This is a genomic window from Brevibacillus fulvus (assembly GCF_016908525.1).
GTDB classification, from domain to species: Bacteria; Bacillota; Bacilli; order Brevibacillales; family Brevibacillaceae; genus Brevibacillus_G; species Brevibacillus_G fulvus.
In genome coordinates this window covers 570,756-594,470 of sequence record NZ_JAFBEB010000001.1, presented here as the reverse complement: position 1 = coordinate 594,470, position 23,715 = coordinate 570,756, and the positions used below count along the sequence as shown (strand labels likewise).

The window sequence follows — 23,715 nt, the reverse complement described above, 5'->3', positions numbered from 1 at the left end:
GAGTCTTTTTTGTTCTGCCGACCACCATTGAACTACGTTTGGAGGGATCGAAAATTGAAAGTGATGCCAACGGTAACACCTTATCAAATCGCCGTGCGTTCCCTTTTGATCGGCTATCTGTTGGTCTTGGTCGTAATGCCGATTGCCGCTGTTTACGCTGAAGGATTCTCGCTTGGTTGGACGCCGTTTTGGGAAGCGCTGACGGCTGTCATCGCCTGGAAGGCCATCCTGCTGACGGTCAAATTGAGTGTCGTTACGACCGTGATCCAGGCGGTGATCGGCACGATGAGTGCGTTCGTCTTGGTACGCTGCCGGTTTTGGGGCAGACGGCTGTTCAATAGTCTGGTCGATCTGCCGTTTGCCTTGCCAACCGCAGTATCCGGTCTGATGCTGCTGACGTTGCTTGGGCCGCAAAGTTTGCTTGGCAGCTGGCTTCAGGCGTTCGGCATCAGTTTGCTGTTCAACCAGACAGCGATTGTCATTGGCATGGTGTTTATTACCTTCCCGTTTGTCATTCGTACTGTGCAGCCGCTGATCGAACAGTTTGACCTTGCCGAAGAGCAGGCAAGTTACACGTTAGGCGCCAGCAAGGTGTACACCTTTTGCAAAGTGTTGTTGCCCGCGGTTGTGCCGGGGATCATTGCCGGCGGCTTGTTGACCTTTTCGCGGGCGTTGGCCGAATTTGGCGCCCTGTCCTTGATATCCGGCAATCTTCCGGGGAAAACGCAAGTCGCTTCCGTGTTTATTTACGGGGAGATTGAAAATTTCAACACCCAGGGGGCAGCGGCCGTTTCCATCGTCCTGCTGACACTGTCCTTTCTCGTGTTATGGGCGGTTCAGGCGCTGCAAAAAAGGCGGGGAATCGTGACATGAGAAGCTTGTTTATCTTGTTGACTGTTCTGCTGTTCGTGCTGATTCTCGTTCTTCCTTTTCTGGGGATTCTCGCAGGGGCCGGGGCGGAAGGATTTGCCGCCATCTATGAGGCGTTGATGCGGCCGGAGTCGCTGCACGCCCTGCAAGTGTCTTTCATCATCGTCCTGATCGTAACGCTGTGCAACGGAGTGCTGGGGATTCTGTTTTCCCTGCAAATGGTGCGGGGACCGTGGCTTGCCGGCTGGCTGCGGCCATTGCTCAATGCCATTGTCGATTTGCCGTTTGCCGTTTCGCCGGTGATCGGCGGACTCATGATCATCTTGCTGTTCGGGCCGAACACCTTGCTGGGGGCGTTCTTTGAAAATGTCGGTTTCAAGATTGTGTTTGCGCTGCCAGGCATGGTCATGGCCACGATTTTTGTCACCTTTCCGCTCATGATACGCGAACTCGTGCCGGTGTTGACCGAGCTGGGGCAAACTGCCGAGGAAGCTTCGGCAACGCTTGGCGCAGGGCCGATCCGAACCTTTTTTCGGGTCACCTGGCCGTCAATTCGCTGGGCTGTGTACTATGGGTTGGCGCTTACGGCAGCTAGAGCGATTGGCGAATTTGGCGCGGTGCTGGTTGTTTCCGGTAACATCGTCAAGCAGACGCAGACGGCGACGACGCTGGTTTACCAGGATTCGATCGATCAAAATCTGGTTGCGGCCAACAGTGTTGCCTTGCTGCTCGGGCTCATCTCGATTGTGATCTTGCTGTTTTTGGAATGGATGAAAAAACGAAAGGAAGATCAGTTGCATGCACATTGAAGTGAGAGATTTGGTCAAAACTTTTGGCGACGTTGCTGCGGTCAACAAAGCCAGCTTTCAAATCCAAAACGGGCATCTCGTTGGTCTGCTTGGGCCTAGCGGCGGCGGCAAAACTTCCATTCTTCGCATGTTGGCCGGATTGGAGCAGCCGACAGCGGGCGAAATTTACTTCGACGGAAAGCTGGTCAACCCGATCCCTGTTCAGGATCGCGGGATCGGGTTTGTGTTTCAGCACTATGCGCTGTTCAAACATATGACCGTATTTGAGAATGTCGCCTATGGACTCAAAGTGAAAAAACAAAAACGCCAGGCGATCAACGAACGCGTCTACGAACTTCTTCAACTAATCGGGCTGGAAGGAACAGAGAACAAGTATCCCCATCAACTCTCCGGGGGGCAGCGGCAACGCGTTGCCTTTGCCAGGGCGCTCGCACCCAAACCTCGTTTGCTGCTGCTTGACGAGCCGTTCGCGGCGATCGATGCCAAAGTCCGCAAAGAGCTGCGCCTTTGGCTGCGCAACTTGATCAATCAGTTCGGGACGACGACGATTTTCGTAACCCACGATCAGGATGAAGCAATGGAGGTGGCCGATGATTTGATTATCGTACAAAAAGGGCGCGTGGAACAACAGGGAGCGCCCTGGGACATCTACAATCACCCCGCTTCCGCTTTCGTCGCCAGCTTTATCGGGGAGTCCAACAAGCTGAAGGCGCCGGTTGCGCTGCAAGGGTTTCCGGAGCTTTCCGCCTACCGCGCTGGAGGCGAGTGGCAGGAGGGTACACAAGTGTTCATTCGTCCGGAAGCGATTGAGCTGCGCGCGACGCACCATCCGCAAACGGCAGAAGCGGGAGAACCCGGCAAAATTACTCATGTGCATTTCCGCGGCGATGCCTGGTATGTGGAAGTCGAACTCGCGGGCGGCATGACCTTGTTCACGTATCAGCCGCTGCATCAAGAGGCGCTGCAGGCGGGAGACAGCGTCAGCGTATTCATCCAGCAACTGTTTGTCTTTGCCCCGTCCGATATCCGCATTCTGGAAAATCGGAGCAGGAAAGGTCAAAGACGACTGTATGTATATCCGACAACGGAAAAAAGGAGCGGGTCCAAATGAAGAACAACGGGCAGCGTCAGATTTCGCTCGCCACTCTCGTCAGCTTGCTTTTCACCGCTGTCTTGTCCGGCTGCTCTTTCACGGAAGCCTCGCCGGATTCGACGCCAGCTTCCGATGCCAGCTCGCGATCGGCGGAAACAGTCAGCTTGACGATCGGCGGGTATTCAACGATCAAGGAGGAATTTGAAGCAATCTTCCCTTTATTCCAGAAACAATGGAAAGAAAAGACGGGGCAAACCGTCGAGTTCAAACAATCGTATCAGGCATCGGGCGCACAGGCGCAAAACATTATCAATGGATTTGAAGCCGATATTGCCGCTTTATCCTTGGAAGGAGACATCGACAAAATTGCCAAGGCAGGCTTGATCACCCATGAGTGGAAAGAGGCGCCGCATGGCGGGATGATTACCGGCTCGATTGTGGCCTTGGGCGTACGAGCAGGGAACCCGAAAGCAATCGAGGACTGGGCTGACTTGACGAAGCCGGGGATCGAAGTCCTGCTTCCGAATCCGAAAACATCGGGCGGGGCGAAATGGGATGTCAACGCCATTTATGGGGCAGGGCTGAAACAGTCTGCGGAAGCGGGACAGCCAGACCCTGCTGCCGCCAAGAAAATGCTCAGTCGGATTTATCAAAATGTGAAAACCCTTGACAAGAGCGGGGAGGAATCGATGGCAACCTTTGACAAAGGCGTCGGCGACGTGATTATCACCTATGAAAATGAACTGATCGACCGGATCAAGTCGGGCAAAAACTACGAGGAAGTCGTGCCCCCCTATACGATCGCCATCGAAAATCCGGCTGTGGTCGTTGACGCGTACGTCGAGAAGCATGGCACAAGGGAAGTGGCGGAAGCGTTTCTCGACTTCCTTTGGAGTGCGGAAGCGCAGCGAATATTTGCCGAAAGCGGCTTCCGTTCGGTAGACCCGGAGATTGCCAAAACGTATGCCAACCAGTACAAACAACCGGCAAGCTTGTTTGACACGAACTATTTGGGCGGCTGGGACAAAGTAAACAAAGAACTTTACGGCAACGGAGGCATTTGGGATCAGATTGTCGCGGGAAACCAATAGCGTCGGTTCGGCCCTTCCAAATCAGCATCGGTTTTTTTGACGGCCGAACAGTTGGGCAAGCGGCTCGGCTTTCAAGTAGTAAAAAATATCGCGGAGTAGAATAAGGGTTGCAACCGGCTTTCCCGCCGATCTTGCAACCTTTTTCATGCGCGCTTGGATGCGACAAAATCAGATACAGTGCCGTTCCAGCCACCGCTGCAAGACGACGGCGTGGTTGTATACAGGATCTTTTGTCGCAGTCAGAAGCGTGACAGTGTTCTCTTTGGCGATCTCACAGATGTGCCGCACGAGTGCGCAGCGGGTCGGATCTTCGGCCAATTCCCGTTCGTATTGCGCGGAAAACGCTGAAAACAGCTCCGGTTGATGGCAGAACGACTTACGCAACTCGGGACTCGGTGCGATTTCCTTCATCCATTCGGCAATGAACGCTTTCTTTTTGGAAATGCCGCGCGGCCACAGACGATCGACCAAAATGCGCACGCCATCTTCAGCAGAGTGCGGTTCATAGATTCGTTTGATTTGGATCGCGGAGCAGTTCGATTCGTCCATCTGGTGTTCAACTCGTTTCCCATAATGTATTGGTCGCAAAACAAGATTTCCTTATAAAAAACAGCTTGTTTCCACAAACTGCTTTTCAACTGGCGACAGTTCATAATGCTTCCGGGTACGACCTCGCTCCAGTCCATGCGCGGCATACATTTGTTCCAAAAGCGATCGCTTCCGTCGTGCCAGTTTTTTCCCTAAGCATCCAGGGGGAAAAAGGGGTGATTCAGATCAAGCAATCCCATTCGCTAGGCCATGTACAGTTTGGAAATTTGATCGCCAAACAGACGACCTATCGGGCTGTTACAGCGGTACGAGCCGGTAACGAGCAGCATTTTTCGACGCTCTTTGCAGAAAACGAGTCACCGGAACCGCCGTTGTTGCTCGTGGCAAAAGCGCATGAGGTGCTGGCGGACGATATTCAATCCGCCGCCTTTTGTTCCCCTGACTTCCACGATGCCGTCCGTTTGCATCGCCTGCTGGATTCGATTCGAGAGGCAGCGATAACGGGAACCAGACAAAAACTGCAATAAGACAAGATACGAGCGACGAACCTGTGCGCGATCAGAGCGTTTGTCCGCTGTCCACGGTAATAATCTGTCCGGTCATCGCTTCTTGTTCAAGTGCGGCACATATAAAAGCGGCAATATCTTCCGGTGTGGAAATGCTTTGCAGCAACAGATTGGGAGCCAATCGCCGCATTTGTTCTTCTTTGCCGGCCCACCATCTTGTCGAGACGGCTCCCGGTACCACGCAATTTACCCGGATAAACGGCGCCAAGGCGCGTGCCAACGATTTGGTCAGGCCATGAACGGCGGCCTTGGATACCGCGTACGGCAGCGAAGAACCCAGCCCGGTATTTCCGGCAATGCTGCCGAGGTTGACGATCGCCCCATGCTGCCTGCGGATCATGTATGGGGCGACAGCGCGCGCACAGGAAAACATCCCTTTGACGTTCACCGCAAACAGCTCATTCCACACTTCCTCGGTTACCGCCTCCAGGTCCTGGAAAGGGATATGGCGGGTAATACCGGCATTGTTGACCAACAGATCAATTCCTCCGAACGTTTCCGCCACCCGTTCCACCATCAGCCTGACTTCCGTGTCTGCGGCAATATCCGCTTTGATGGCGATCGCTTGTCCGCCTTTTTGCTTGATCATTTCCACCGTTTCCGCAGCTTCTGCAGCTGATCGCGAATAGTTCACGGCAACAATCGCCCCGCGTTCGGCAAGCGCCAAGCTGGTCGCCCTGCCAATCCCCGTACCGCCGCCCGTAACCAACGCCACTTTGTTTGCAAGATTCATCATTTGCCATCTCCTTACCGTTTGATAGTAGTGATTGTAAATCATTGGCTTTCATTTGTATAATTGAATGAATTGAATTACAAATTCAACAAACGTGAATCGAAAGGTGAATGAGATGGATTGGAAAACATTAAAGACGTTTCAGGTGATCGTACAGTCCGGCAGTTTCATGCGGGCGGCAGAGGAACTGAATTATGTGCAATCAACGGTCACGATGCAGATACAAAAACTGGAAGCCGAATTGGGTGTGCAGCTGATCGAACGCGGGAAAAAGTCGCTTCGCTTGACGGAAGCGGGAAGATTGCTGTATGAGCAAAGTTTGCCGATCGTCAAAAGCATGGAACGCTTGACGGCCACTCTGGCGGAGCTGCAGTCAGGGGAAGGGGGCGAGATTCGCTTGGGAGCGACGGAGCCGACGGCCAGCTATCGTTTGCCTTCACTGCTTGCCATGTTTTTGGCCGACTTTCCCAAAATCAAGCTCTCCGTGGATATTGCCAATACGCCGCGCTTAACGGACCAGCTTCGCAAAGGAGAACTGGATCTTGCGGTCTGTTTCGCGCCGGACCTCAGTCCCGAGCTGTATTACGAACCGTTGCTGATCGAAGAATTTGTCTTGTTGCTGGCGGAAGATCATCCGCTTGCCGCAAAAGAAAACGTAACGCTTGCAGACTTAGGGGAATATCGGCTGCTGATTACTGCGAAAAACTGTCCCTACCGGCGAAAACTGGAGATGGTTTTGCAGGAAAACGGAGCGATTTCCATTGAGACGATGGAAATTGGCAGTATGACCGCTTTGCCGCATTATGTGGCAAACGGCCTGGGGATTGCCCTCGTTCCCAAGATCTTGGTGCAGCCGGTTCCCGCCGGTACCGTGATCAGGACGGTCAACGGCGATCTGCTCGGCATGAGCTTCGGAATTGTTTCCAGACCGTCCGAACATTCCGCGAATCACGCCAGCTTGCAGCTGTACCATTTCCTGAAGCGTCATTTATCCCAAACGGTCGCTCTGCTGGGATAATCGGTCGCTTGCGTCTGTCCGCAACTGTAAATAAATGCTAAAATCAACCTGGGGAGAAAGCCCAGAAAGGAATAAAGAAGAAACCATGTTATACGCATTTCTCTTTTTTGTCTTGGTCTGTCTTGCTGTGGTTTTGTTTTTAAACGTACACCCTGTGTTTGGCGGTAACGCAAGCAAAGAACAAAAGCAGGCGTATACCGGGTTGAACAACTATATGAACGGGAAATTTGTCAATCTGGTGCCGACGAACATGAATATGAGTGCACGCGATCTGTTTTCCATGATTCGCGATTCGTTTTCCGGCGGCACCGATCGGAAACCTCGCGGCGACATCCCTGTTTCGCCGATCGATTGGACACTGATCAATGGCGAGGAAGACATTCTGACCTGGTTTGGCCACTCTGCTTTTCTGCTCAGTATCGATCGGAAAAAGCTGCTCGTCGACCCGATGTTCGGCCCGGTTGCCTCCCCGGTTTCTTTCGCTGGCAGCAAACGGTTCAGCAAAGACATGCTGTCGGTTCTTGATCAAATGCCGTTTCTCGACGCTGTTTTGATTACCCACGACCATTATGACCATCTGGACTATCCTTCCATTAAGAAACTGATGCACAAGGTCGGTCACTTTTTTGTTCCGCTCGGAGTCGGAGCCCATTTGCTGCGGTGGGGCGTTGCCAAAGAGAAAATTACGGAACTGAACTGGTGGGACGAACGCGTGTTTGAAGGCTTAACGATTGCGTTCACGCCGTCGAAGCATTTTTCCGGAAGAGGAGTGTTGAATCGCGATTCTACTTTATGGGGAGGATGGGTGGTTCTTGGGCAACAGACGCGTTTTTATACGAGCGGAGATGGCGGATACGATGCCCATTTTCTGGATATTGGCAAAAAGTATGGCCCGTTTGACATGACTTTGATCGAAGGCGGTCAATACGATCGGCGTTGGTCCTGGGTTCATATGCAGCCGGAAGAAGCGGTGCAGGCCCATTTGGATGTACGGGGAAAAACGATGATGTTGATCCACTGGGGAGCGTTTTCCCTTGCCTTTCACGGTTGGGCAGAACCAGTCGAACGCGCATGGAAACAGGCCGAAGCAACCCATGTTCCTCTCATCGCGCCGAAAATTGGCGAAACGGTTTACTTGCACAAACAACGATCGCTGTCGGTATCGCCCTGGTGGAAAGAATGACAACAAAAGGAGGGAAAGCGGATGAAACCGCGGATTACGGTTCTGACATTGGGCGTCGATGATCTGGAAAAGTCGGTGACTTTTTATCGCGATGGCCTGGGCTTGCCGACAGAAGGGATCGTCGGTCAGGAATTTGCGCATGGAGCGGTTGCTTTTTTTGACTTGCAGGCAGGGGTAAAATTAGCGCTCTGGAACCGACAAGACCTTGCCCACGAGGCAAAAGTACCGTTGACCGCACGAAGCGCGGCGGAAATGACGATCGGACACAATGTTGCCAGCAAGGGAGAAGTCGACCTTATCATGGAACAAGCCAAACAGGCGGGGAGGGCTATCGTTATCGAATAAAAAATCAAAATAGGCGCGGGCGCGGATGGGTCATACTAGATCTATCAGGGTCGATCTCGAAAATTCAAGTAAGGAGGCGGGTGCCTGTGACGATCAATCGAAAACCGAATCGGCTCGCCAACGAAAAATCCCCCTACCTGCTGCAGCATGCTTACAACCCCGTTGACTGGTATCCTTGGTCGGACGAGGCATTTGCCAAGGCCAAAGCGGAAAACAAGCCGATTTTTCTCAGCATTGGCTATTCCACCTGCCATTGGTGTCATGTGATGGAACGTGAGTCGTTTGAAAATGAACAGGTGGCCGAGCTGCTCAATGAGCAGTATGTGGCGATCAAAGTCGATCGGGAAGAGCGCCCCGATGTCGATCACTTGTACATGACCTTTTGTCAGGCGTTGACCGGACAGGGCGGCTGGCCGCTGACGATTTTGATGACGCCGGAGAAACAACCGTTTTTTGCCGGGACCTACTTCCCCCGCGAGTCCAAATGGGGCCATCCCGGTCTGCTGGACATTTTGGGGCAACTTGCCGACAAGTGGGCGGAGGATCGCGCCGAGCTGGAACACCACTCCAGGCAAATCGTCGACAGCCTCACACCGCATTTGTCGCGGACGGAAGCGGGATCGATAGGCGAACCTATTTTTGCCAAAGCGGTTCAACTGTATCAGGAGCAGTTTGACCCTGAGTACGGCGGGTTTGGCGAAGCGCCGAAGTTCCCGACGCCGCACAACCTGCTGTTTCTGCTGCGTCATTGGAAGACAAGCGGCGAACACGCAGCCTTGGGGATGGTCGAAAAGACGCTGCAAGCAATGCAGCAAGGCGGGATTTACGACCACGTCGGTTTTGGCTTTGCCCGCTATTCCGTCGATCGCGAATGGCGGGTGCCGCATTTTGAAAAAATGCTTTACGACAATGCGCTCTTGGCTTACACCTACCTGGAAGCTTATGAAGCGACGGGCAACGCCGCTTATGCAACCACCGCCCGGCAAATCTTCAGCTACGTCCTGCGCGATATGACCGATCGGCAGGGCGGATTTTATTCGGCGGAAGATGCTGATTCCGAAGGCGTGGAAGGCAAGTTTTACGTTTGGACGCCGGAAGAGGTGTCTGAGGTGCTTGGTCCGGAGTTGGGAGCGTTGTACTGTGAAGCGTATGACATTACGCGCAGGGGCAATTTTGAAGGCCATAGCATCCCGAATTTGATCGGCCAGCCGCTGGAAACGTTTGCCCGGCGGAGAGGACAAAATCCGGATGAGCTGGGCCAAATGTTGGAGATGGCCCGTCAGAAGCTGTTTGCCGCCCGGGAACAGCGGGTTCATCCCGGCAAGGACGACAAAGTTTTGACCGCCTGGAACGGCCTGATGATCGCCGCCTTGGCCAAAGGGGCAAGAGTGCTGAATGAAGCGGAGTATTTGCAAGCGGCCGAAAAGGCGGTTCAGTTCATCTTGACCGTGCTGCGGACTCCGGAAGGGCGGTTATTGGCGCGGTACCGCGACGGCGAAGTGGCACATCTCGCTTACTTAGACGATTACGCCTTTGTCATCTGGGGACTTCTCGAATTGTATCAAGCCAGCCAAAACGTGGCGCATTTGCGAGAAGCCTTGTCGCTGACCGACGATATGCTTCGCCTGTTCGGGGATGAGCAGGAGGGGGGACTGTTTTTCTACGGCAGCGATGCGGAACAACTGCTTGCCCGGCCAAAAGAAATTTATGATGGAGCGACACCGTCGGGCAACGGGGTAGCGGCTTATGATTTGCTCGTCCTGTTTTATTTGACGGGCCGAATGGACTTGCGGGATAAAGCGGAGACATTGTTGCAGGCTTTTGCCGGCAGTATCGAGGAGTACCCGATCGGCTACAGCTTCTCCTTGCTTGCGCTGCAGTTGTTGTTGGGCCCTGTTCGGCAGTTGGTCATTGCCGGCGAACGGGAAGCCGAACAGACCGCGCTTATGCTTCAGGTGGCGCGAACCGACTATGAACCGTTGCTGTTTGTTGCTGTGCATGAGCCGGACGGTGGCTTGGCCGAGTTGTCGGAAGCAGTTCGGGACAAGCGGCCATTGGAGGGCAAGGTGACGGCTTACCTGTGCCAAAATTTCAGTTGCCAGTCTCCTGTGACGGAGCCGGCCGAACTCGATCGCCAGCTCGTTCAGCAATATCGTTGATTTTCCGATCGTCACGCAGAAACGAAAACAACAGGAACACTCCAAAGAGTTCCTGTTGTTTTTCGTTTACAGGAGAAACATGGCAAAGATCGTGGTCACGATCAGGCCGATCACGACGGGGAGCAGGTTTCGCTTGGCCAGCTCCATCGGATCGACCCCGCAGATGGCGGCCGCCGGGATCAATGCCCATGGCACCAACGTACCGCCGCCTACCCAGATGGCAGCGATTTGCCCCAAGGCAGTCAAGGTGGCGATGCCTTCTCCCAGTGCCGCCGAGAAAAGTTGGGCGAGCGAACCGGCCAAGGTGATGCCGGAGAAGCCCGATCCATCCAGGCCGGTAATAACCCCGACAGACGCCACAGTTACCGTCGCCACTTCGCGGTTGATCGGGAGCATGTGGGCCAAAGCGATCCCCAAATCATTGACAATCCCTTGCGATCCGGCGGGAAGCACTTCCCCAAAGACGGTCGTAAACCCAGCATCGCCCATATAAAAGAAGGCGGCGATGGGAATGACCGGGCCAAACACCTTGAAGCCAAACTGAAAGCCTTTGATCAACTCCTGCGTGACCCGTTCCAACGCCGCGCTGCGATGAGCGATCAGGGTGACGAGAATCAGGATGAGCAGAGAGGTGCCGCCGACCAATGCAGTGGCGTCGCCGCCTTTCAAATCAAAGACGAACATGGCGGCCACATCGAGGAGAAACAACAGCGGGATGACAATAGCCAAACTGCGAACGACCGATTTGCCCAAAAGCGACGTTTGCCGCCGGGAAGCGGGATCGGTCGCCGCCGGTTTGCCAGGCTGGCCTTCTGCCTGCAGCTTCCCTTTTTGTAAATCGCGCCGCAGCAGCCAAAAGGCGGTTACGGTCGTGACCAAGCCCATTACGGCAACCAATGGTACGCTCGCTGTAATGACGTCCTGCACGGGAATGCCGGCAGCCTTGGCCGTTAACGTCGGCGCTCCCTGAATAATGAAATCTCCGGACAAAGCGATGCCATGCCCAAACAGGTTCATCGCAATTGCCACGCCAATCGCCGGCAGACCGACGCGCAAAGCAGCCGGCAGCATAACCGCGGCCACCAATGCCACACCGGGAGATGGCCAGAAGAACCAGGAAATGATCATCATGACAATCCCGATCACCCAGTAGGCGGCCGCCGGATTGCGCACCAGTCTGGAGATCGGGCGAATCATCGTTTCATTGATGCCGGTTTCCGTCAACACATGGCTCATCGCCACAATAATACAGATCACCAGAATCGTCGGCAACAGCTCGGTAATGGCATAAATAAAACTGTTGAAAATTCCGCTGATGGAAGCGGTGAGCGAACCGGTGGCTGTCAGCCCCAGCAAGACAATCCCGATAATACAGACAAGACTCGTTTCCCTTCTGATCACCATCATGCCGATAATGATCAGGATAAAGAGGACATAGATCAAGTGCACGGAGCCAAGCGCAACACCCATTCCAACCCCTCCTTTACTTTTGATGGCAAGGGGTGCCCTTTTTTCTCACCATATGTCGGGGTCAGAAAATGGGTGAATACCTACGTGGGCTCTTCAGGATTGCTGAATGGGGAGCGGTTCAGTCACCTTGCCGTGATGAAGCAGACGCCATACTTCCCACATCAGATGGTGCGTCACATGATCCAACTCTTCGGTGCGGTCGAGGACTTTGTAAACACGTTCCATCAAACGCTGGTACTCCTCTTCGGAAAACTGCAGCTGCGGCAAAAGATCCACCTCCTTGTCGCTAATCGTTGAGTTTAGTTTTACCCAAACACCGCGGTCTTTTGTTCGAACGACCACGCGAAAACTAGCTTTTTGTCGCTCGTTGTGTCACTATAATAACGGAAAAAGATGGAGCTGAAACGAGAGGGGGACAGACGGCACTTTTACCTTTTTGTCAAAGTGGCCGAAGCATACGATGAAACTACAAATACAGCCATTGCAACGAAAAATGGAACAAGCGATGCAGTTGTTGGAAAAACGTTTCTTTGAACGCAGCGAACTTATCCGGCTTTTGCTGCTGGGGATCATGAGCGGGGAAAATGCGCTGCTGATCGGTCCGCCCGGTACCGCCAAATCGCAAATGGCGCGCAGCATCGCGCAACTGTTCGGCTCCGAACATTGGTTTGATTACTTGTTGACCCGTTTTACCACGCCGGATGAGATCTTTGGTCCCGTCTCGCTGCAACAGTTAAAACAAGACTTGTATGTGCGGAAAACGGCGGGCTACTTGCCGACCGCCCAATTCGCCTTTCTGGATGAAATTTTTAAAGCGAACAGCGCGATACTCAATGCGCTTTTATCCATTTTAAATGAACGGGTCTACTTCAATGGCCGGGAAAAGGAACAGGTGCCGTTGCTGTTTCTCATCGCCGCCTCCAACGAACTGCCCGAGGATTATGAACAACTGTCCGCCTTGTATGACCGGTTTTTAATCCGTTATGAGGTTGGTTACCTGAAAACCGCGTCGAGTTATGAAGCGATGTTTAACCAGACGCAGGAGCAACTGCCGGTCGTGTTTTCGCTGTATGATGTCAAGGACGTGCAGGCGGCCGCCCGACAAGCGGCGTTGCCGGAGTCGCTGGTCTATTTTTTATACCGTTTAAAGCAGGACCTCGAAGAAAAGGAATTTATGTTGTCCGATCGCCGTTGGAGCAAAATCGGTCAAGTTTGGAAAACTTCAGCCGTACTGAATGGCCGGGATACCGTTTCTCTCTGGGATACGATTTTCACCCCGCATATGCTGTGGGACGTGCCGGAAGATCTGCCTGTCTTGCAGGAAGTGTTTGAACAGCGGTTTACAGAGGCGTTGAAAGCGGAAATTGCCAATGAACTGCCGCTTCGCCAATATGAGCAAGTGGCGCAAAAATGGCTCGACAAAGAAAGCGAGCTGCAGTCGTTCCAATTTAGAAAAGAGCTTGGATCAAAAATGGGCAAGGAGACAGCGGAAACATATCGGGCGATGCTGGAACAATGCCGCTGGGAGTTGGAAGAAACGGCGCGCGAGCTGAAAAACAGGCTGGTCGCCTGGCTGCAAAAGGAAAAAGATCTGGAAGCCTATATTCGCGGCAAAAATTACTTGATTCTCAAAGCGGAGACGTACACCGTGAAATTTGCCCATTTGCGCGTGGAAGGAGAGCGGATCTTACAAGTATTGCAAGGGTTGTACCGAACGATCTTTGACAAGGAAATCCCCGGTATCGACTATGATTACACGTTGTAAAAGTCAGGAGGGGCGCCATGATTGTTCGCTGCAAACGGGTTGACCGTTACTTGTTTGACGCTTATTTCCATTCGTCGCGGGTTGCCCAGGAATGGATGGAGCAGGCCAAACTTCGCGCGGCATGGTTTGACCGGGAGCTGTTGGCCGACTTTTTCCTTTGCTTTTATCTTGCTGACCCGGAATTGGATCAGACACAAGACGCTCCTCCTTTTCATCGTTGGCTGGTGCAAACGCTGCGCAAACAGTATTTTTACCGGCTGATCCATCCGCGGACAGAAGGACAGGAGAGCGCTGCCTTCAAAACGGCGATTAAAGCGCTGATGTGGCTCAGTCAAACGTATGCCGAAGAAGTCCAGCGCCGCGAGAAAGAACAGCGTCCCTGGCCATTCGGAATGCAGGAGCTGCAAGGGGAGCAAGGGGAGCAGCAAGCGAATGTGGCAGAACGTTTGACCGACCAACAGATCGAGCAGTTGCGGCTGACCGGGTTTACGCTGCAGCAGGGCAAACGGATGGTCGAAGACAAGCAGTCCGCACGGGATCATCGCCCGCTGGTGGAACAGGAGATCAAGGCGTTGCGTCAGCGGCTGGAAGAAACGCGCGCGGAAATGAAAACGCAATTTACGAAGCGCAGCAAATTGCTGCAAAAAAGCAAAAAGCTGGAGGAGGAACTGGCGCAACGGGAGAAACAGCTGGACAGGCTGGAGCGGCAGGAAAAAGCGGCCATTGAACGGTTTGAACAGGAACTGGGCCAATGGGTGGAAAGCTCCTTGAAGCAATCTCTCGCGGAGGAAGCGGAGGAAAGCAGTTTGGTCCATGATTTGCTGCTGGCCAGCCAACGGTTTGCCAATCGCCGGTGGGGTAGCGAATTGGGCAAGCTGCGGCGGCAAAGCTTTGAACAATATTTGCAGTGGGTGGAAAAGTTAAAAAAATATCCGGATTTGCTGCAGTTTATCCAGCAAGTGGGCCGCAATGTCCACGAAATCCGTGTGAAGCAAAAACAGATCCGCCGCAACCGTCTGCCCGAAGAATACTATGATTTGCGGCAATCCAACGATATTTCACATCTGCTGCCAAGCGAAGCGGTGCTTCTGGCTGATCCGGAACTGGAAACCTACTTTATGCTCAAATATGTGGAAGAGAAATTGTTTACCTATGATACGGCGGGGTGGGTGGAACAGCCGCCGAAAGGTCCGGTGATTTGCATGCTGGACACTTCGCATTCGATGCGCGGTGCCAAGCTGAAGCTGGCGCAAATTTTCGTCATGACGTTCGCTGCGCTCAGTTTGCTGGAGAAGCGCGATTTTCTGCTGTTGTTGTTTGGCGCCAAAGGGGAGTTGAAAGAACAACCTTTGTACTATCGGCGTCCCAATTGGCCGGCTTTTTATGCTTTGGCCCAAATGGCATTCGGCGGGGGGACGCATTTTGATGCGCCGTTGAAGCGGGCGATCGAGCTGGTGGATGGCGAAAAAACGTTTCGCAGCGCCGATTTTGTTATGGTCACCGACGGGGTCGGCGGAATCTCGCCAAACGTGCAAGGGATGCTGGCACAATTGGCCAAACAAAAACAGGTGCGACTGCACAGCCTGATCGTCGGCTCAGCCCGCCAACACTTGATCCAAAAATATGATATTGCCGGCGTGTCCCACCAGATCCGCTTTGCTACGACCTGGGAGACGTCTAACGAAGAAAATACGGGCTTGCTGCTGGATGTGTTCGAACAGTAACCGCAAGGAATGCGGGCGACCGCTTCGCTATTGTTCCCGCCCAAGCATTTGCCCATACAACAAACCAGGTCTGCTCGCGACCTGGTTTGTTTTTTCGTGTTATGCATCAGCCGAGGCGGCTGGTTGTTCAGACAAGCGGACGGGACATTTTGGCCAGTCGGGAAATCATCGTTTTGCCAAATTCCAGCTCGTCAAATTTTTGCTCGACTTGCTGCCGATCAAACGCCCACTGGGCTTCATCCAGCGCGAGTTCAAGCGGAAGATCGCGGAAGATCGTGGCCAATTTCCGGCTGAGATACACTTGCTCTTGATGTGTTTCCAATTTTTCTCTCAGCTTCGCTGTGCATTGATGCAAGTTGGCATACAGATTTTCCAGACTGCCAAATTCCATGATCAATTTCAGGGCGGTTTTTTCGCCGACTCCGGGACAGCCGGGGATACAATCGGAGGTGTCGCCTTGCAATGCCTTAAGATCGACGACCTGTTCCGGCGTAATGCCGCGCAGTTCCCGCAGGCTTTCCGGTGTATAGTGCTCATGTTTGCCGCCATTTTTTAAAATTTTCACCGCCACCTGCGGCGCGACGAGCTGGAGACTGTCGTAGTCGCCGGTGGCGATCACGACTTCGCTGCCTTCTTCGGCAAAGCGAGTGCTTAATGTTCCCAAAATATCGTCGCCTTCATAGCCGGGCAAACCAACATTCGGGATGGAAAATGCTGCTGTTACTTCTTTGACCAGTTCAAATTGCGGCACGAGTTCTGGCGGCGGCGACACCCGATTGGACTTATACCCCGCATACCATTCGCTGCGAACCAGCGTTTCGCGGGAAGCGACGTCCCATCCGACAATGACGTGGGTCGGGGAAAGCGCCTCTGTATAATCAAGAAGCATCTTGGTAAAACCATAGACAGCATTGGTGTAAACCCCCGAGGAGGTTTGACGGTAACTGCCTGTCCAAGATGAAGCGTAAAAGGCACGAAACAGGAAACTCATTCCGTCAATCAGCAAAATAGTTGGTTGCAAACTCAAACTGTTGTTCTCCTCTCATCTTGTATTGAATGATTATAACACATTTCCTCCTTACAAAAATTACAAGGGATTGAAGATGAATCTGGAGGCATCCTAGTAACACCAACACAACAAAACAACTTCCCATCGCCTCTCGGTCTCACTGAAGAGAAGCATATAGCTGGCGGTGCAACCCCGTCCCGAGAGAAAAAAATGCTTAAGGAGGCATCACAAATGGCTAACAACGGTGGTAATAACAACAACTTGTTGGTTCCTCAAGCAAACCAAGCTCTGGATCAATTGAAGTATGAAATTGCTTCTGAATTTGGTGTAACTCTTGGTGCAGATACGACTTCTCGCCAAAACGGTTCTGTCGGTGGAGAAATCACCAAGCGTCTCGTAAGCTTTGCAGAACAACAACTTGCTGGACGTTAATTTTCCGCAAACTGAATAGCTGGATGCACAGAAGGGGTCCTACGGGGCCCCTTTTCCCTTTTTATAAAAAGTCGGGTAACGATCCTGTCAGGCCCATTCTCCTAGTTCTGGTTGATGGCACAAGCAAACAAATGGACGCGTTCGTAAAATACCGAAGAAACCGAGGTATGCGTTTTGAAAGGAGCATCGACGGATGAGGAGAAGGGCAGCAAGAAGAGCCGCCAACAAAATTTTGCGGGAAAATCCCAATTTCTCCAAATGGTTGCTCAGTGACAGCAATCGAGTAAAAGAAATTCGCGCCAATCCGGAAATCGTACAAACATGGCACCAAAAATGGAGAGAACAAAATTTTGGCAAATTAAACTTATATAATTTAACAGAAAAAACAAGAAGAGCGAATGAGTGGTTGACAAAGGTACAATCGGCTTTGGAGAATATGTCCAATCCTGACAAGAAAGATACAACCACACCGTGAGAGGGGGGGATTACCCTCCTTTTCCTTTTTCATTCGCTCTGTTATTTGGTATACTGGGAAAGGGAGGGAAAACCAAGCGATTTTTTTGCTTGTTTCCGCTCCTTAGTTTGAGTGTGTTCACTCCCGGGCTTGTTGAGGAGGTTTATAGCAAAGATGAAGACAGAAGTTCCAAAAAAAGTGTTTAATAGCCTGGTACATTTCCTCGCTCCGTACGAACAGGCGGTAGACGAGTTGAAAATAAAATTAAAAGGAATCAAATACGGCTTTTTGAAAAGCGGCAGATATTCTCCGATTGAGTTTGTCGTAGGAAGAGTCAAAAAAATCGATAGTTTATTAAAAAAAGCACGGGAAAAAGGAATCGACTTCACACAGGAAAACTGGATGGAGGTACTGAACCGCGAAATCGTGGATATTGCCGGTCTGCGGATCGTTTGCCGCTATATTGATGATGTGCGGGAAGTGATGCAGCTTTTGCAAAATCGGGAAGACATCATCGTGCACGACATTAAAGATTATATCACCCATCCGAAAGATTCGGGATACCGCAGCATTCACATGATCGCTTCCTATACGGTTTACCATGGCAGCGAGAAAAAGAAGCTGTTTTGTGAGATTCAAATCCGGACGCTGGGTATGAATTTTTGGGCCACAAACGAGCATGAACTGCGATACAAATATGACGGAAACATTCCAAAAGATGTCCTGGAGCATTTAAATCAAGCTTCAATGATTACACACCAATTGGACATTCTGATGAATAATTTGCGCCAGGATGTATTGACGCCGAAGCCGGTGGACAACACGTTGGAAGAGAAATTGGAAGAGATTTTTTCACTCTATGTCAAACAAGATATGGAATCGGCTGCTTCGCTTTATCGCGAACATGTGAGCAGCTTTGAACAAGCCTTTCAGGACAACCCTAAATTCAAAATGATCCATGATCTGTTGGGCAAACGCCTGGGCGAGTAACGTACAAGCCTTGTCCTTTCGCTCAAAAAACGGTAGAGTGTGTAGAGAACGTTTTGAAAAAATGAAAGGAATTACAGCTACGAATGAGAACATTAGTCCGACAACTGGTTCTGCTGGGCTGCCTGCTCTTGGTAATGGGAACAGCCAACATTGCATCTGCTCAAGCAGACGATCAACTGACGAACGAGATGATTAATGGAGAAGGCGCTGTCTTGATTGACGCGACAACAGGCAAGGTTCTGTTTGAGAAAAACCCGCACGAACGTTTGTTTCCGGCTAGTATTACCAAGATTGCAACCGGAATTTATGCGATTGAAAATGGAAATCCTGATGATATTGTAACCGTCTCAAAAAAGGCGAGGTATGAAGAGGGCACACGGGTTTACTTGGCGGAAGGGGAACAAGTGCCGTTGCGAAAGCTGGAATACGGCTTATTAATGAATTCCGGCAACGATGCGGCAACCGCGATTGCAGAGCATCTGGCAGGCACCACGGAACAGTTTGCCGAACAATTAAACGCCTTTTTGCAGGAGAAGGTCGGCGTACAGGATACACATTTTACCAATGCGCACGGTTTGCATGACGATAACCATTATACAACCCCTTACGATATGGCCAAGATTGCACAGTACGCCATGCGCAACCCGATTTTCCGTGAGATTGTCGCTACCAAAACATTGCCATGGGATGGGAAAGAGTGGAAGACAACGATCGTAAACCATAATAAATTGCTATGGAGTTACGAAGGGACGACAGGGATTAAAAACGGCTTTACGGATCAGGCCCAGAATACGCTGGTTACGTCTGCGAAACGGGGCGAGAGTGAATTTATCGCGGTGACGATGAAAGCTCCCTCGAGCAACTACGCCTACAAGGATGTAACCAAAATGCTCGATTACGCTTTTGCGCATTACGAGACAAAGCAAATCGCCAAAGCTGGCGACACGTTTGAACTGGCATCAACTTCACCTGATCAACCGAAACAGGAATTTTACACGAATCAAGATTTGTATGTAACGGTACCGCTTGGTTCCACAATCGTTCAAGAAGTAACGGCGAACGGTCAATTGGTCGTGCAAGCAGGGGCAGACGGCGAAGAATTTCCCCTGCAGAAAAAAGCCCCGCCGCGACAGGTAAAATCCGTTCAGCAAACAGCCTCACCGCAAGTACCTGGGCAATCCAATGCGCCGTATTATGCGCTGCTCATTGTTTGGCTGTTGCTCAATCTGTTCCTGCTGACCGTTTTGATCGCGAGAATCCGCAACAGACGGCGGCTGCGCCGAAACCGCTATCGTTATGAGCGCACCGACTACCGGAGAACAGATTGGTCTTGATGATGACAAACAGCACACTTGCCTGATGGACAAGCGTGCTGTTTTTTTCGTCCCCAAAAGCTTCTTTTCTTTATACTCTTTATACCGGACGCTTGAAACTGTGCATTCAACCAATCTTTTGACGGAAGCGATAGCTTACTTTTACGTAGCGCCAGATTCATTCAGCGGTCGCAGGAAACAGATCAAGAACCGTAACAGGGTCTGTTTTGATAATTTTCTTTGAGTCCGATAATATATATTATGTAAACTTATAAAACGAAAAAGAAAGGCACAGACGGATTTTTGTGGTTCACGCACAATGATTCGAACTGAATGGATCATTGTTGTTCTGATATGGTTGTACGAATGTTAAAACGGTCGCCTGGGATCGTTTATATTGGACGCTGTTTCATTATTATTCCGCTGCAGCGGTTTCTTCTGGGCGTGGAATGAATCATCAACCGAGATTTATTGGATAAAACTCATCAATAAAAATAATGGCCGATAAACGGTGCACAACCGTTAAAACATGTGATTTTTGGCGGATTGACGCAATCAATGAACACAATTGAACACAAATTGGCAAGATGGTCAGTCATCACATCGATTAGACTCAAATTTAGCTGGCTGACCCAAGAGCCAGCAGCTTCTTCATCATCCTTGCTTTCTGTTTTGATTTCAGTACATGAAATTGACATTTCATGTACTGTTTTTAATTTGATTAAAAACAGCAACTTTTTTAAGCGTTTTGTGAAATATTTGCTTACTCGAGCTTTTACCTAACAGACGTGCATCTGTTTTCTTCCACCCGTCAATCGGTTCATTCCCTGCTTGCCTCTCTTCTCTGTTCTGTTCTTCAGAATGACTGACCGATTATGTGAGTTAGCACCTTGTTCCGTTTTCCCCTCCTCTGCCTTTCCCCTGCGATTTTGCTGCGGAATGACGAAGTACGCCGGATAGACAGGCACGGCAGAAAAAAATAGACTCGATCGTCCGGACATGGATCTGATCGGGCCTTTCTGATGAGTCTTATATCGTTTTGTCAAGCTTCCGCATGAACGCGAAGCAAGCTGTTTTCTTCAACAAGCGCCTTGGGAAAACCATTAGCTTAGGTTTTTGTCGTAACAAATTTCTCCGCCAATAATCGTTTTCTCGATCCGCGTAGATAACAATTCATCCGGATCGATTTCGAGGAGATGATGCGAGAAAACGGTCATATCTGCATATTTTCCGACGCTGATCGTGCCCTTCACATGCTCTTCGTTGGTGGCATAGGCACCTCCGAGCGTGAACAACTGTAACGCCTCCGCCATCGTTAGTTTTTCAGCCGGGTTGTAGCCGGCGTGCTGCTCATGCGGTGAGCGGCGTGTCACAGCGGCGTGGATTCCCAGCAATGGTTCGATCGGCTCGACTGGCGCGTCAGAACCTCCAGCGCAAAGAATTCCCGAAGAGAGCATGGACTTCCAAATGTAGCACTGATTTGCCCGCTCTTCTCCAATACGTTCGATCAACCAGGGGAAATCACCGACCAGAAAACGCGGTTGAATATCGGCAACGATCGTTGGCTTACGGAGTCTTTCCAGCAAATCGGCACGGAGTAACGAGGTATGGATCATTCGATCCCGATACTTCACTGGCGGAAACTTCTCCAAAGTGGTCAACACATGATCAAGCGCTTGATCGCCAATCGTGTGAACGGCAATCGGCATCATGGCTTCTCTTGCTTCCTGAAACAACTCGGTTAAGCGCTCCAGATCATGGATTTCGCTGCCATATTCGTCCGGTTTATCTTCATATGGACTGGAGAGCAACGCGGTTCGGCCCCCAAAGCTGCCATCTGCGAAAATCTTGACCGCTCCGATCTGCAACGATGCGTTTCCATACCCCGCATACATCCCCAACTCGCGAAGTTGTTTGATGAATGGATAATAGATCAGCAAATTGCAACGCAACCCGCTCTGTTCCTCATTGATCAACTGATCGTATAGTTTGTATGTTTGCTCCAGTCCGCCCAGATAACGCAAATCTTCGGTGTGTACGCTCGTTAAGCCATGACTCATCGCCGCAGTCATCGCTTTCCGCAGAGATTCCTTCCACTCCGCGAATGTCGGTGCGGGAATGTGCCGCGCGATGATTTCTGACGCCGTTTCCAGCAACAACCCTGTCGGCTGCTGCGTTGTCGGATCTAGCACGACTGTGCCCCCGGGAGGGATGGGCATATCGGGTGAGTAGTTGGCCATTTCCAACGCTTTGCTATTGACCAGGGAAACATGGCCGCAAATCCGCGTCAGAAAAATCGGACAATGCGGGGCAGCTCAATCTAGTTCCGCAATGGTCGGCAAAAGATGATCGCAAAACCGGTTTTCATCCCATCCTCTGCCTTGAATCCAAACTCCTTCAGCGGTTTGCGCGGCTTTCTTCTTTACTGTCAGGAGCAGTTCTTCTTTGGAAGTTGCCTGGCTTAAATCAACGGATAAAAAGCTCATTGCCAGACCGGACAGGTGGAGATGACTGTCGATAAGACCGGGTGTGACGAACTTTCCTTCCAGATTGATCACTTTGACATCGTTGCGCCCCCATTGCAAGAGCATGTCGTCCTCGCTTCCCAGATCAACGATTTTCCCATCTTGCACCACTACCGATTCAACCAGTGGTTTAGCCGGATTCAACGTATGAAAGAACCCATTTCGAAATATGGTTGTCATCTTACAGATACCCCTCTTCCATCATGTGATAGACATCGCTTCCCGCTGCGATAATGTCGTTTTTCGACCGGCGACTGATCTCGTTTGCCGCTTCCTGCGCTTTCTTGATGGCGAGCTGTTCATCCACCGTCAACAACTTTCGCTCTTCCATAATCAGTTGTCCATCAATCAGCACCGTTTCCACCTCATTCCCGCGGGCTGAATAGACGAGATTTGGGACAAGATTGCGGATAGGGTCGGTGATAATCGGTGTCATATTGGCTTCCAACAAGTTAATTATAAGTATATCCGCCTTCTTGCCCGGGCGAAAGCTGCCAATTTCGTGATCCAATCCGATCGCTTGTGCGGCTTCGATCGTTGCCAGACGCAACGCCTGCCAGGCAGGGAAAACGCGGGGATCTGCTCGCTTAACCTTGTTTAAGATCGCTGCAAACTTCATTTCATTAAACATGTTGTTACAGTTGTTTCCCGGAGCCTGATCGGAGCCTAGCGCCGCCTTTCCACCCGCCTCGATAAAATCCAGAACAGGCGGTACCAACCCATCGATAATCCCGATGCTGCCCGGGCAGCAGATCATCGATGCTCCGCGCATGGCAACCAGCTGTGTTTCTGTTTTCGTGGCCTCAGTCAAATGCACAGCCATCAATCGGCGATCCAGGTAATTCAATTCATCGAGGAATGGAATTGAACGTTTCTGATAGCGCTTTTCCATTTGCGCGATTTCCCGATCCCCTTGTGCCACATGCATGTGAATCAAGGTATCGTATTTTTCGGCGAGAGCCTTTACTTCCAGCAACAATTCAAGCTCCAGCATATCCGGCCCCTGCGGCCCAAACAGACAAGTGATCCGGCCATTTTCTTTGCCGTGCCACTGCTCGATCAGACGGATGTTTGCCTGCAGTTTTCTTTCTCCGATCGCCGGATCAAACGGGTAAAGTTCCCCTACGGGAATGGAACTGATATCATCCGGAAGTTGATTGATCATTTCACACACTCTGGCACGGGCGCCTACTTTTGAATAGTTTTGCACCAGCCGGTTCATGGATGAATCGTAATCGCAAAAGGTGGTTGTGCCCGCCTTGATACCTTCAATAATGTTAACGAGCGAGCCGGCTGCGGCGTCATCTTCTTCGCTGTTCTTCTTAAAGGGCCACAGCCCTTTTTGCATCCAGTGCGACATATCCTGGGCCATCCCCCGATAGATCGAGATTCCCGTATGAATGTGAGCGTCGATGAGTCCTGGCATGACCAGCTTATTTGTGGCATTGATCAGCTGATCGGCTTGACAGTTTGATAAAATTTCATCGCTGCGGCCAACAGCGACAATCGTATTCCCGCGAACAGCGACCGCTCCGTCTGCGATCATGCCGACGCCTTTGCCTTCCATCGTGATAACATATCCATGCGCGATGATCAAGTCGACTTTCATCAGAATCC

At 51.4% G+C, this 23,715-nt stretch carries 20 protein-coding genes and 2 pseudogenes; 15 read left to right on the top strand and 7 right to left on the bottom strand.

Going from position 1 to position 23,715, the window contains the following annotated elements:
• Nucleotides 1-63 precede the first annotated feature (63 nt).
• From JOD01_RS02935 to JOD01_RS02920, 4 genes are read left to right on the top strand one after another with little or no spacing between them, the layout of a single operon-like run.
• On the top strand, nucleotides 64-873 hold the full coding sequence (locus tag JOD01_RS02935; RefSeq protein WP_204516834.1) for an ABC transporter permease: 810 nt from the start codon (nucleotides 64-66) through the stop codon (nucleotides 871-873).
• Nucleotides 870-1,679: a sulfate ABC transporter permease subunit gene (locus tag JOD01_RS02930; RefSeq protein ID WP_204516703.1), complete on the top strand. Its 810-nt coding sequence runs from the start codon at nucleotides 870-872 to the stop codon at nucleotides 1,677-1,679. The genes JOD01_RS02935 and JOD01_RS02930 overlap by 4 nt, the downstream gene beginning before the upstream one ends.
• Complete coding sequence (locus JOD01_RS02925; protein WP_204516702.1) at nucleotides 1,669-2,790, top strand: ABC transporter ATP-binding protein; 1,122 nt, start codon at nucleotides 1,669-1,671, stop codon at nucleotides 2,788-2,790. The genes JOD01_RS02930 and JOD01_RS02925 overlap by 11 nt, the downstream gene beginning before the upstream one ends.
• Entirely contained in the window at nucleotides 2,787-3,863 is a 1,077-nt protein-coding gene (locus JOD01_RS02920; protein ID WP_204516701.1) for a sulfate ABC transporter substrate-binding protein, read from the top strand. Before JOD01_RS02925 ends, JOD01_RS02920 begins: the two co-directional genes overlap by 4 nt.
• 168 nt (nucleotides 3,864-4,031) lie before the next feature.
• On the opposite strand, the gene JOD01_RS02915 is transcribed toward JOD01_RS02920, so the two are convergent.
• Nucleotides 4,032-4,412 (bottom strand): DUF488 domain-containing protein, encoded by a 381-nt coding sequence (locus tag JOD01_RS02915; RefSeq protein ID WP_204516700.1) that lies wholly within the window; start codon nucleotides 4,410-4,412, stop codon nucleotides 4,032-4,034.
• Between the two features lie 215 nt (nucleotides 4,413-4,627).
• Here JOD01_RS02915 and JOD01_RS02910 point away from each other — a divergent pair, with 215 nt between their 5' ends.
• The gene (locus JOD01_RS02910; protein ID WP_204516699.1) at nucleotides 4,628-4,939 is read left to right on the top strand and encodes a hypothetical protein; all 312 of its coding nucleotides are present in this window, start codon (nucleotides 4,628-4,630) and stop codon (nucleotides 4,937-4,939) included.
• Nucleotides 4,940-4,970: 31 nt separating this feature from the next.
• Here the strand turns inward: JOD01_RS02910 and JOD01_RS02905 are convergent, their stop codons facing one another.
• Complete coding sequence (locus JOD01_RS02905; protein ID WP_204516698.1) at nucleotides 4,971-5,711, bottom strand: SDR family NAD(P)-dependent oxidoreductase; 741 nt, start codon at nucleotides 5,709-5,711, stop codon at nucleotides 4,971-4,973.
• 115 nt (nucleotides 5,712-5,826) lie between these two features.
• Between JOD01_RS02905 and JOD01_RS02900 the strand changes: the two genes are divergently transcribed.
• The 4 genes and pseudogenes from JOD01_RS02900 (at nucleotide 5,827) to JOD01_RS02885 (ending at nucleotide 10,416) form a co-directional block, all read left to right on the top strand.
• Nucleotides 5,827-6,729 carry a LysR family transcriptional regulator gene (locus JOD01_RS02900; protein ID WP_204516697.1) on the top strand — a complete coding sequence of 301 codons (903 nt, stop codon included), beginning with the start codon at nucleotides 5,827-5,829 and terminating at the stop codon, nucleotides 6,727-6,729.
• 85 nt (nucleotides 6,730-6,814) lie between these two features.
• Nucleotides 6,815-7,912 carry an MBL fold metallo-hydrolase gene (locus JOD01_RS02895; RefSeq protein WP_204516696.1) on the top strand — a complete coding sequence of 366 codons (1,098 nt, stop codon included), beginning with the start codon at nucleotides 6,815-6,817 and terminating at the stop codon, nucleotides 7,910-7,912.
• Nucleotides 7,913-7,933: 21 nt separating this feature from the next.
• Nucleotides 7,934-8,245 (top strand): annotated as a pseudogene (locus JOD01_RS02890) (VOC family protein); the annotation flags it as partial.
• A 98-nt stretch (nucleotides 8,246-8,343) separates the two neighbouring features.
• The gene (locus tag JOD01_RS02885; RefSeq protein WP_204516695.1) at nucleotides 8,344-10,416 is read left to right on the top strand and encodes a DUF255 domain-containing protein; all 2,073 of its coding nucleotides are present in this window, start codon (nucleotides 8,344-8,346) and stop codon (nucleotides 10,414-10,416) included.
• Nucleotides 10,417-10,482: 66 nt separating this feature from the next.
• Here JOD01_RS02885 and JOD01_RS02880 read toward each other — a convergent pair whose 3' ends face one another.
• Together JOD01_RS02880 and JOD01_RS02875 are read right to left on the bottom strand one after the other, a co-directional pair.
• Complete coding sequence (locus JOD01_RS02880) at nucleotides 10,483-11,886, bottom strand: hypothetical protein (protein ID WP_204516694.1); 1,404 nt, start codon at nucleotides 11,884-11,886, stop codon at nucleotides 10,483-10,485.
• Between the two features lie 93 nt (nucleotides 11,887-11,979).
• Nucleotides 11,980-12,153: a hypothetical protein gene (locus tag JOD01_RS02875; protein ID WP_204516693.1), complete on the bottom strand. Its 174-nt coding sequence runs from the start codon at nucleotides 12,151-12,153 to the stop codon at nucleotides 11,980-11,982.
• Nucleotides 12,154-12,346: 193 nt separating this feature from the next.
• On the opposite strand from JOD01_RS02875, the gene JOD01_RS02870 reads away from it, so the two are divergent.
• The gene (locus JOD01_RS02870; protein WP_204516692.1) at nucleotides 12,347-13,651 is read left to right on the top strand and encodes an AAA family ATPase; all 1,305 of its coding nucleotides are present in this window, start codon (nucleotides 12,347-12,349) and stop codon (nucleotides 13,649-13,651) included.
• A 17-nt stretch (nucleotides 13,652-13,668) separates the two neighbouring features.
• Nucleotides 13,669-15,375, top strand: a complete 1,707-nt coding sequence (locus JOD01_RS02865; RefSeq protein ID WP_204516691.1) for a vWA domain-containing protein — start codon at nucleotides 13,669-13,671, stop codon at nucleotides 15,373-15,375.
• 127 nt (nucleotides 15,376-15,502) lie between these two features.
• Here the strand turns inward: JOD01_RS02865 and JOD01_RS02860 are convergent, their stop codons facing one another.
• Complete coding sequence (locus tag JOD01_RS02860; RefSeq protein WP_204516833.1) at nucleotides 15,503-16,396, bottom strand: 5'-3' exonuclease; 894 nt, start codon at nucleotides 16,394-16,396, stop codon at nucleotides 15,503-15,505.
• A 219-nt stretch (nucleotides 16,397-16,615) separates the two neighbouring features.
• Between JOD01_RS02860 and JOD01_RS02855 the strand changes: the two genes are divergently transcribed.
• From JOD01_RS02855 to JOD01_RS02840, 4 genes are all read left to right on the top strand, one after another.
• On the top strand, nucleotides 16,616-16,816 hold the full coding sequence (locus JOD01_RS02855) for an alpha/beta-type small acid-soluble spore protein (RefSeq protein ID WP_204516690.1): 201 nt from the start codon (nucleotides 16,616-16,618) through the stop codon (nucleotides 16,814-16,816).
• 193 nt (nucleotides 16,817-17,009) lie between these two features.
• Nucleotides 17,010-17,291: a hypothetical protein gene (locus JOD01_RS02850; RefSeq protein WP_204516689.1), complete on the top strand. Its 282-nt coding sequence runs from the start codon at nucleotides 17,010-17,012 to the stop codon at nucleotides 17,289-17,291.
• Between the two features lie 153 nt (nucleotides 17,292-17,444).
• The gene (locus tag JOD01_RS02845; protein WP_204516688.1) at nucleotides 17,445-18,260 is read left to right on the top strand and encodes a GTP pyrophosphokinase; all 816 of its coding nucleotides are present in this window, start codon (nucleotides 17,445-17,447) and stop codon (nucleotides 18,258-18,260) included.
• An 83-nt stretch (nucleotides 18,261-18,343) separates the two neighbouring features.
• Entirely contained in the window at nucleotides 18,344-19,594 is a 1,251-nt protein-coding gene (locus tag JOD01_RS02840; RefSeq protein WP_204516687.1) for a D-alanyl-D-alanine carboxypeptidase family protein, read from the top strand.
• 1,082 nt (nucleotides 19,595-20,676) lie between these two features.
• Here the strand turns inward: JOD01_RS02840 and JOD01_RS02835 are convergent.
• Both JOD01_RS02835 and JOD01_RS02830 read right to left on the bottom strand, forming a co-directional pair.
• Nucleotides 20,677-22,278: pseudogene (locus tag JOD01_RS02835) on the bottom strand (amidohydrolase).
• A 1-nt stretch (nucleotide 22,279) separates the two neighbouring features.
• Nucleotides 22,280-23,707 (bottom strand): amidohydrolase family protein, encoded by a 1,428-nt coding sequence (locus JOD01_RS02830; RefSeq protein ID WP_204516686.1) that lies wholly within the window; start codon nucleotides 23,705-23,707, stop codon nucleotides 22,280-22,282.
• Nucleotides 23,708-23,715: the final 8 nt, after the last annotated feature.

Excerpts from the sequence above, each read along its gene's own strand:
- JOD01_RS02935 (WP_204516834.1), top strand. The coding sequence starts at position 64 with ATGCCAACGGTAACACCTTATCAAATCGCCGTGCGTTCCCTTTTGATC.
- JOD01_RS02930 (WP_204516703.1), top strand. The coding sequence starts at position 870 with ATGAGAAGCTTGTTTATCTTGTTGACTGTTCTGCTGTTCGTGCTGATT.
- JOD01_RS02925 (WP_204516702.1), top strand. The coding sequence starts at position 1,669 with ATGCACATTGAAGTGAGAGATTTGGTCAAAACTTTTGGCGACGTTGCT.
- JOD01_RS02920 (WP_204516701.1), top strand. The coding sequence starts at position 2,787 with ATGAAGAACAACGGGCAGCGTCAGATTTCGCTCGCCACTCTCGTCAGC.
- JOD01_RS02915 (WP_204516700.1), bottom strand. The coding sequence starts at position 4,412 with ATGGACGAATCGAACTGCTCCGCGATCCAAATCAAACGAATCTATGAA.
- JOD01_RS02905 (WP_204516698.1), bottom strand. The coding sequence starts at position 5,711 with ATGAATCTTGCAAACAAAGTGGCGTTGGTTACGGGCGGCGGTACGGGG.
- JOD01_RS02900 (WP_204516697.1), top strand. The coding sequence starts at position 5,827 with ATGGATTGGAAAACATTAAAGACGTTTCAGGTGATCGTACAGTCCGGC.
- JOD01_RS02895 (WP_204516696.1), top strand. The coding sequence starts at position 6,815 with ATGTTATACGCATTTCTCTTTTTTGTCTTGGTCTGTCTTGCTGTGGTT.
- JOD01_RS02880 (WP_204516694.1), bottom strand. The coding sequence starts at position 11,886 with ATGGGTGTTGCGCTTGGCTCCGTGCACTTGATCTATGTCCTCTTTATC.
- JOD01_RS02870 (WP_204516692.1), top strand. The coding sequence starts at position 12,347 with ATGAAACTACAAATACAGCCATTGCAACGAAAAATGGAACAAGCGATG.
- JOD01_RS02865 (WP_204516691.1), top strand. The coding sequence starts at position 13,669 with ATGATTGTTCGCTGCAAACGGGTTGACCGTTACTTGTTTGACGCTTAT.
- JOD01_RS02855 (WP_204516690.1), top strand. The coding sequence starts at position 16,616 with ATGGCTAACAACGGTGGTAATAACAACAACTTGTTGGTTCCTCAAGCA.
- JOD01_RS02850 (WP_204516689.1), top strand. The coding sequence starts at position 17,010 with ATGAGGAGAAGGGCAGCAAGAAGAGCCGCCAACAAAATTTTGCGGGAA.
- JOD01_RS02845 (WP_204516688.1), top strand. The coding sequence starts at position 17,445 with ATGAAGACAGAAGTTCCAAAAAAAGTGTTTAATAGCCTGGTACATTTC.
- JOD01_RS02840 (WP_204516687.1), top strand. The coding sequence starts at position 18,344 with ATGAGAACATTAGTCCGACAACTGGTTCTGCTGGGCTGCCTGCTCTTG.
- JOD01_RS02830 (WP_204516686.1), bottom strand. The coding sequence starts at position 23,707 with ATGAAAGTCGACTTGATCATCGCGCATGGATATGTTATCACGATGGAA.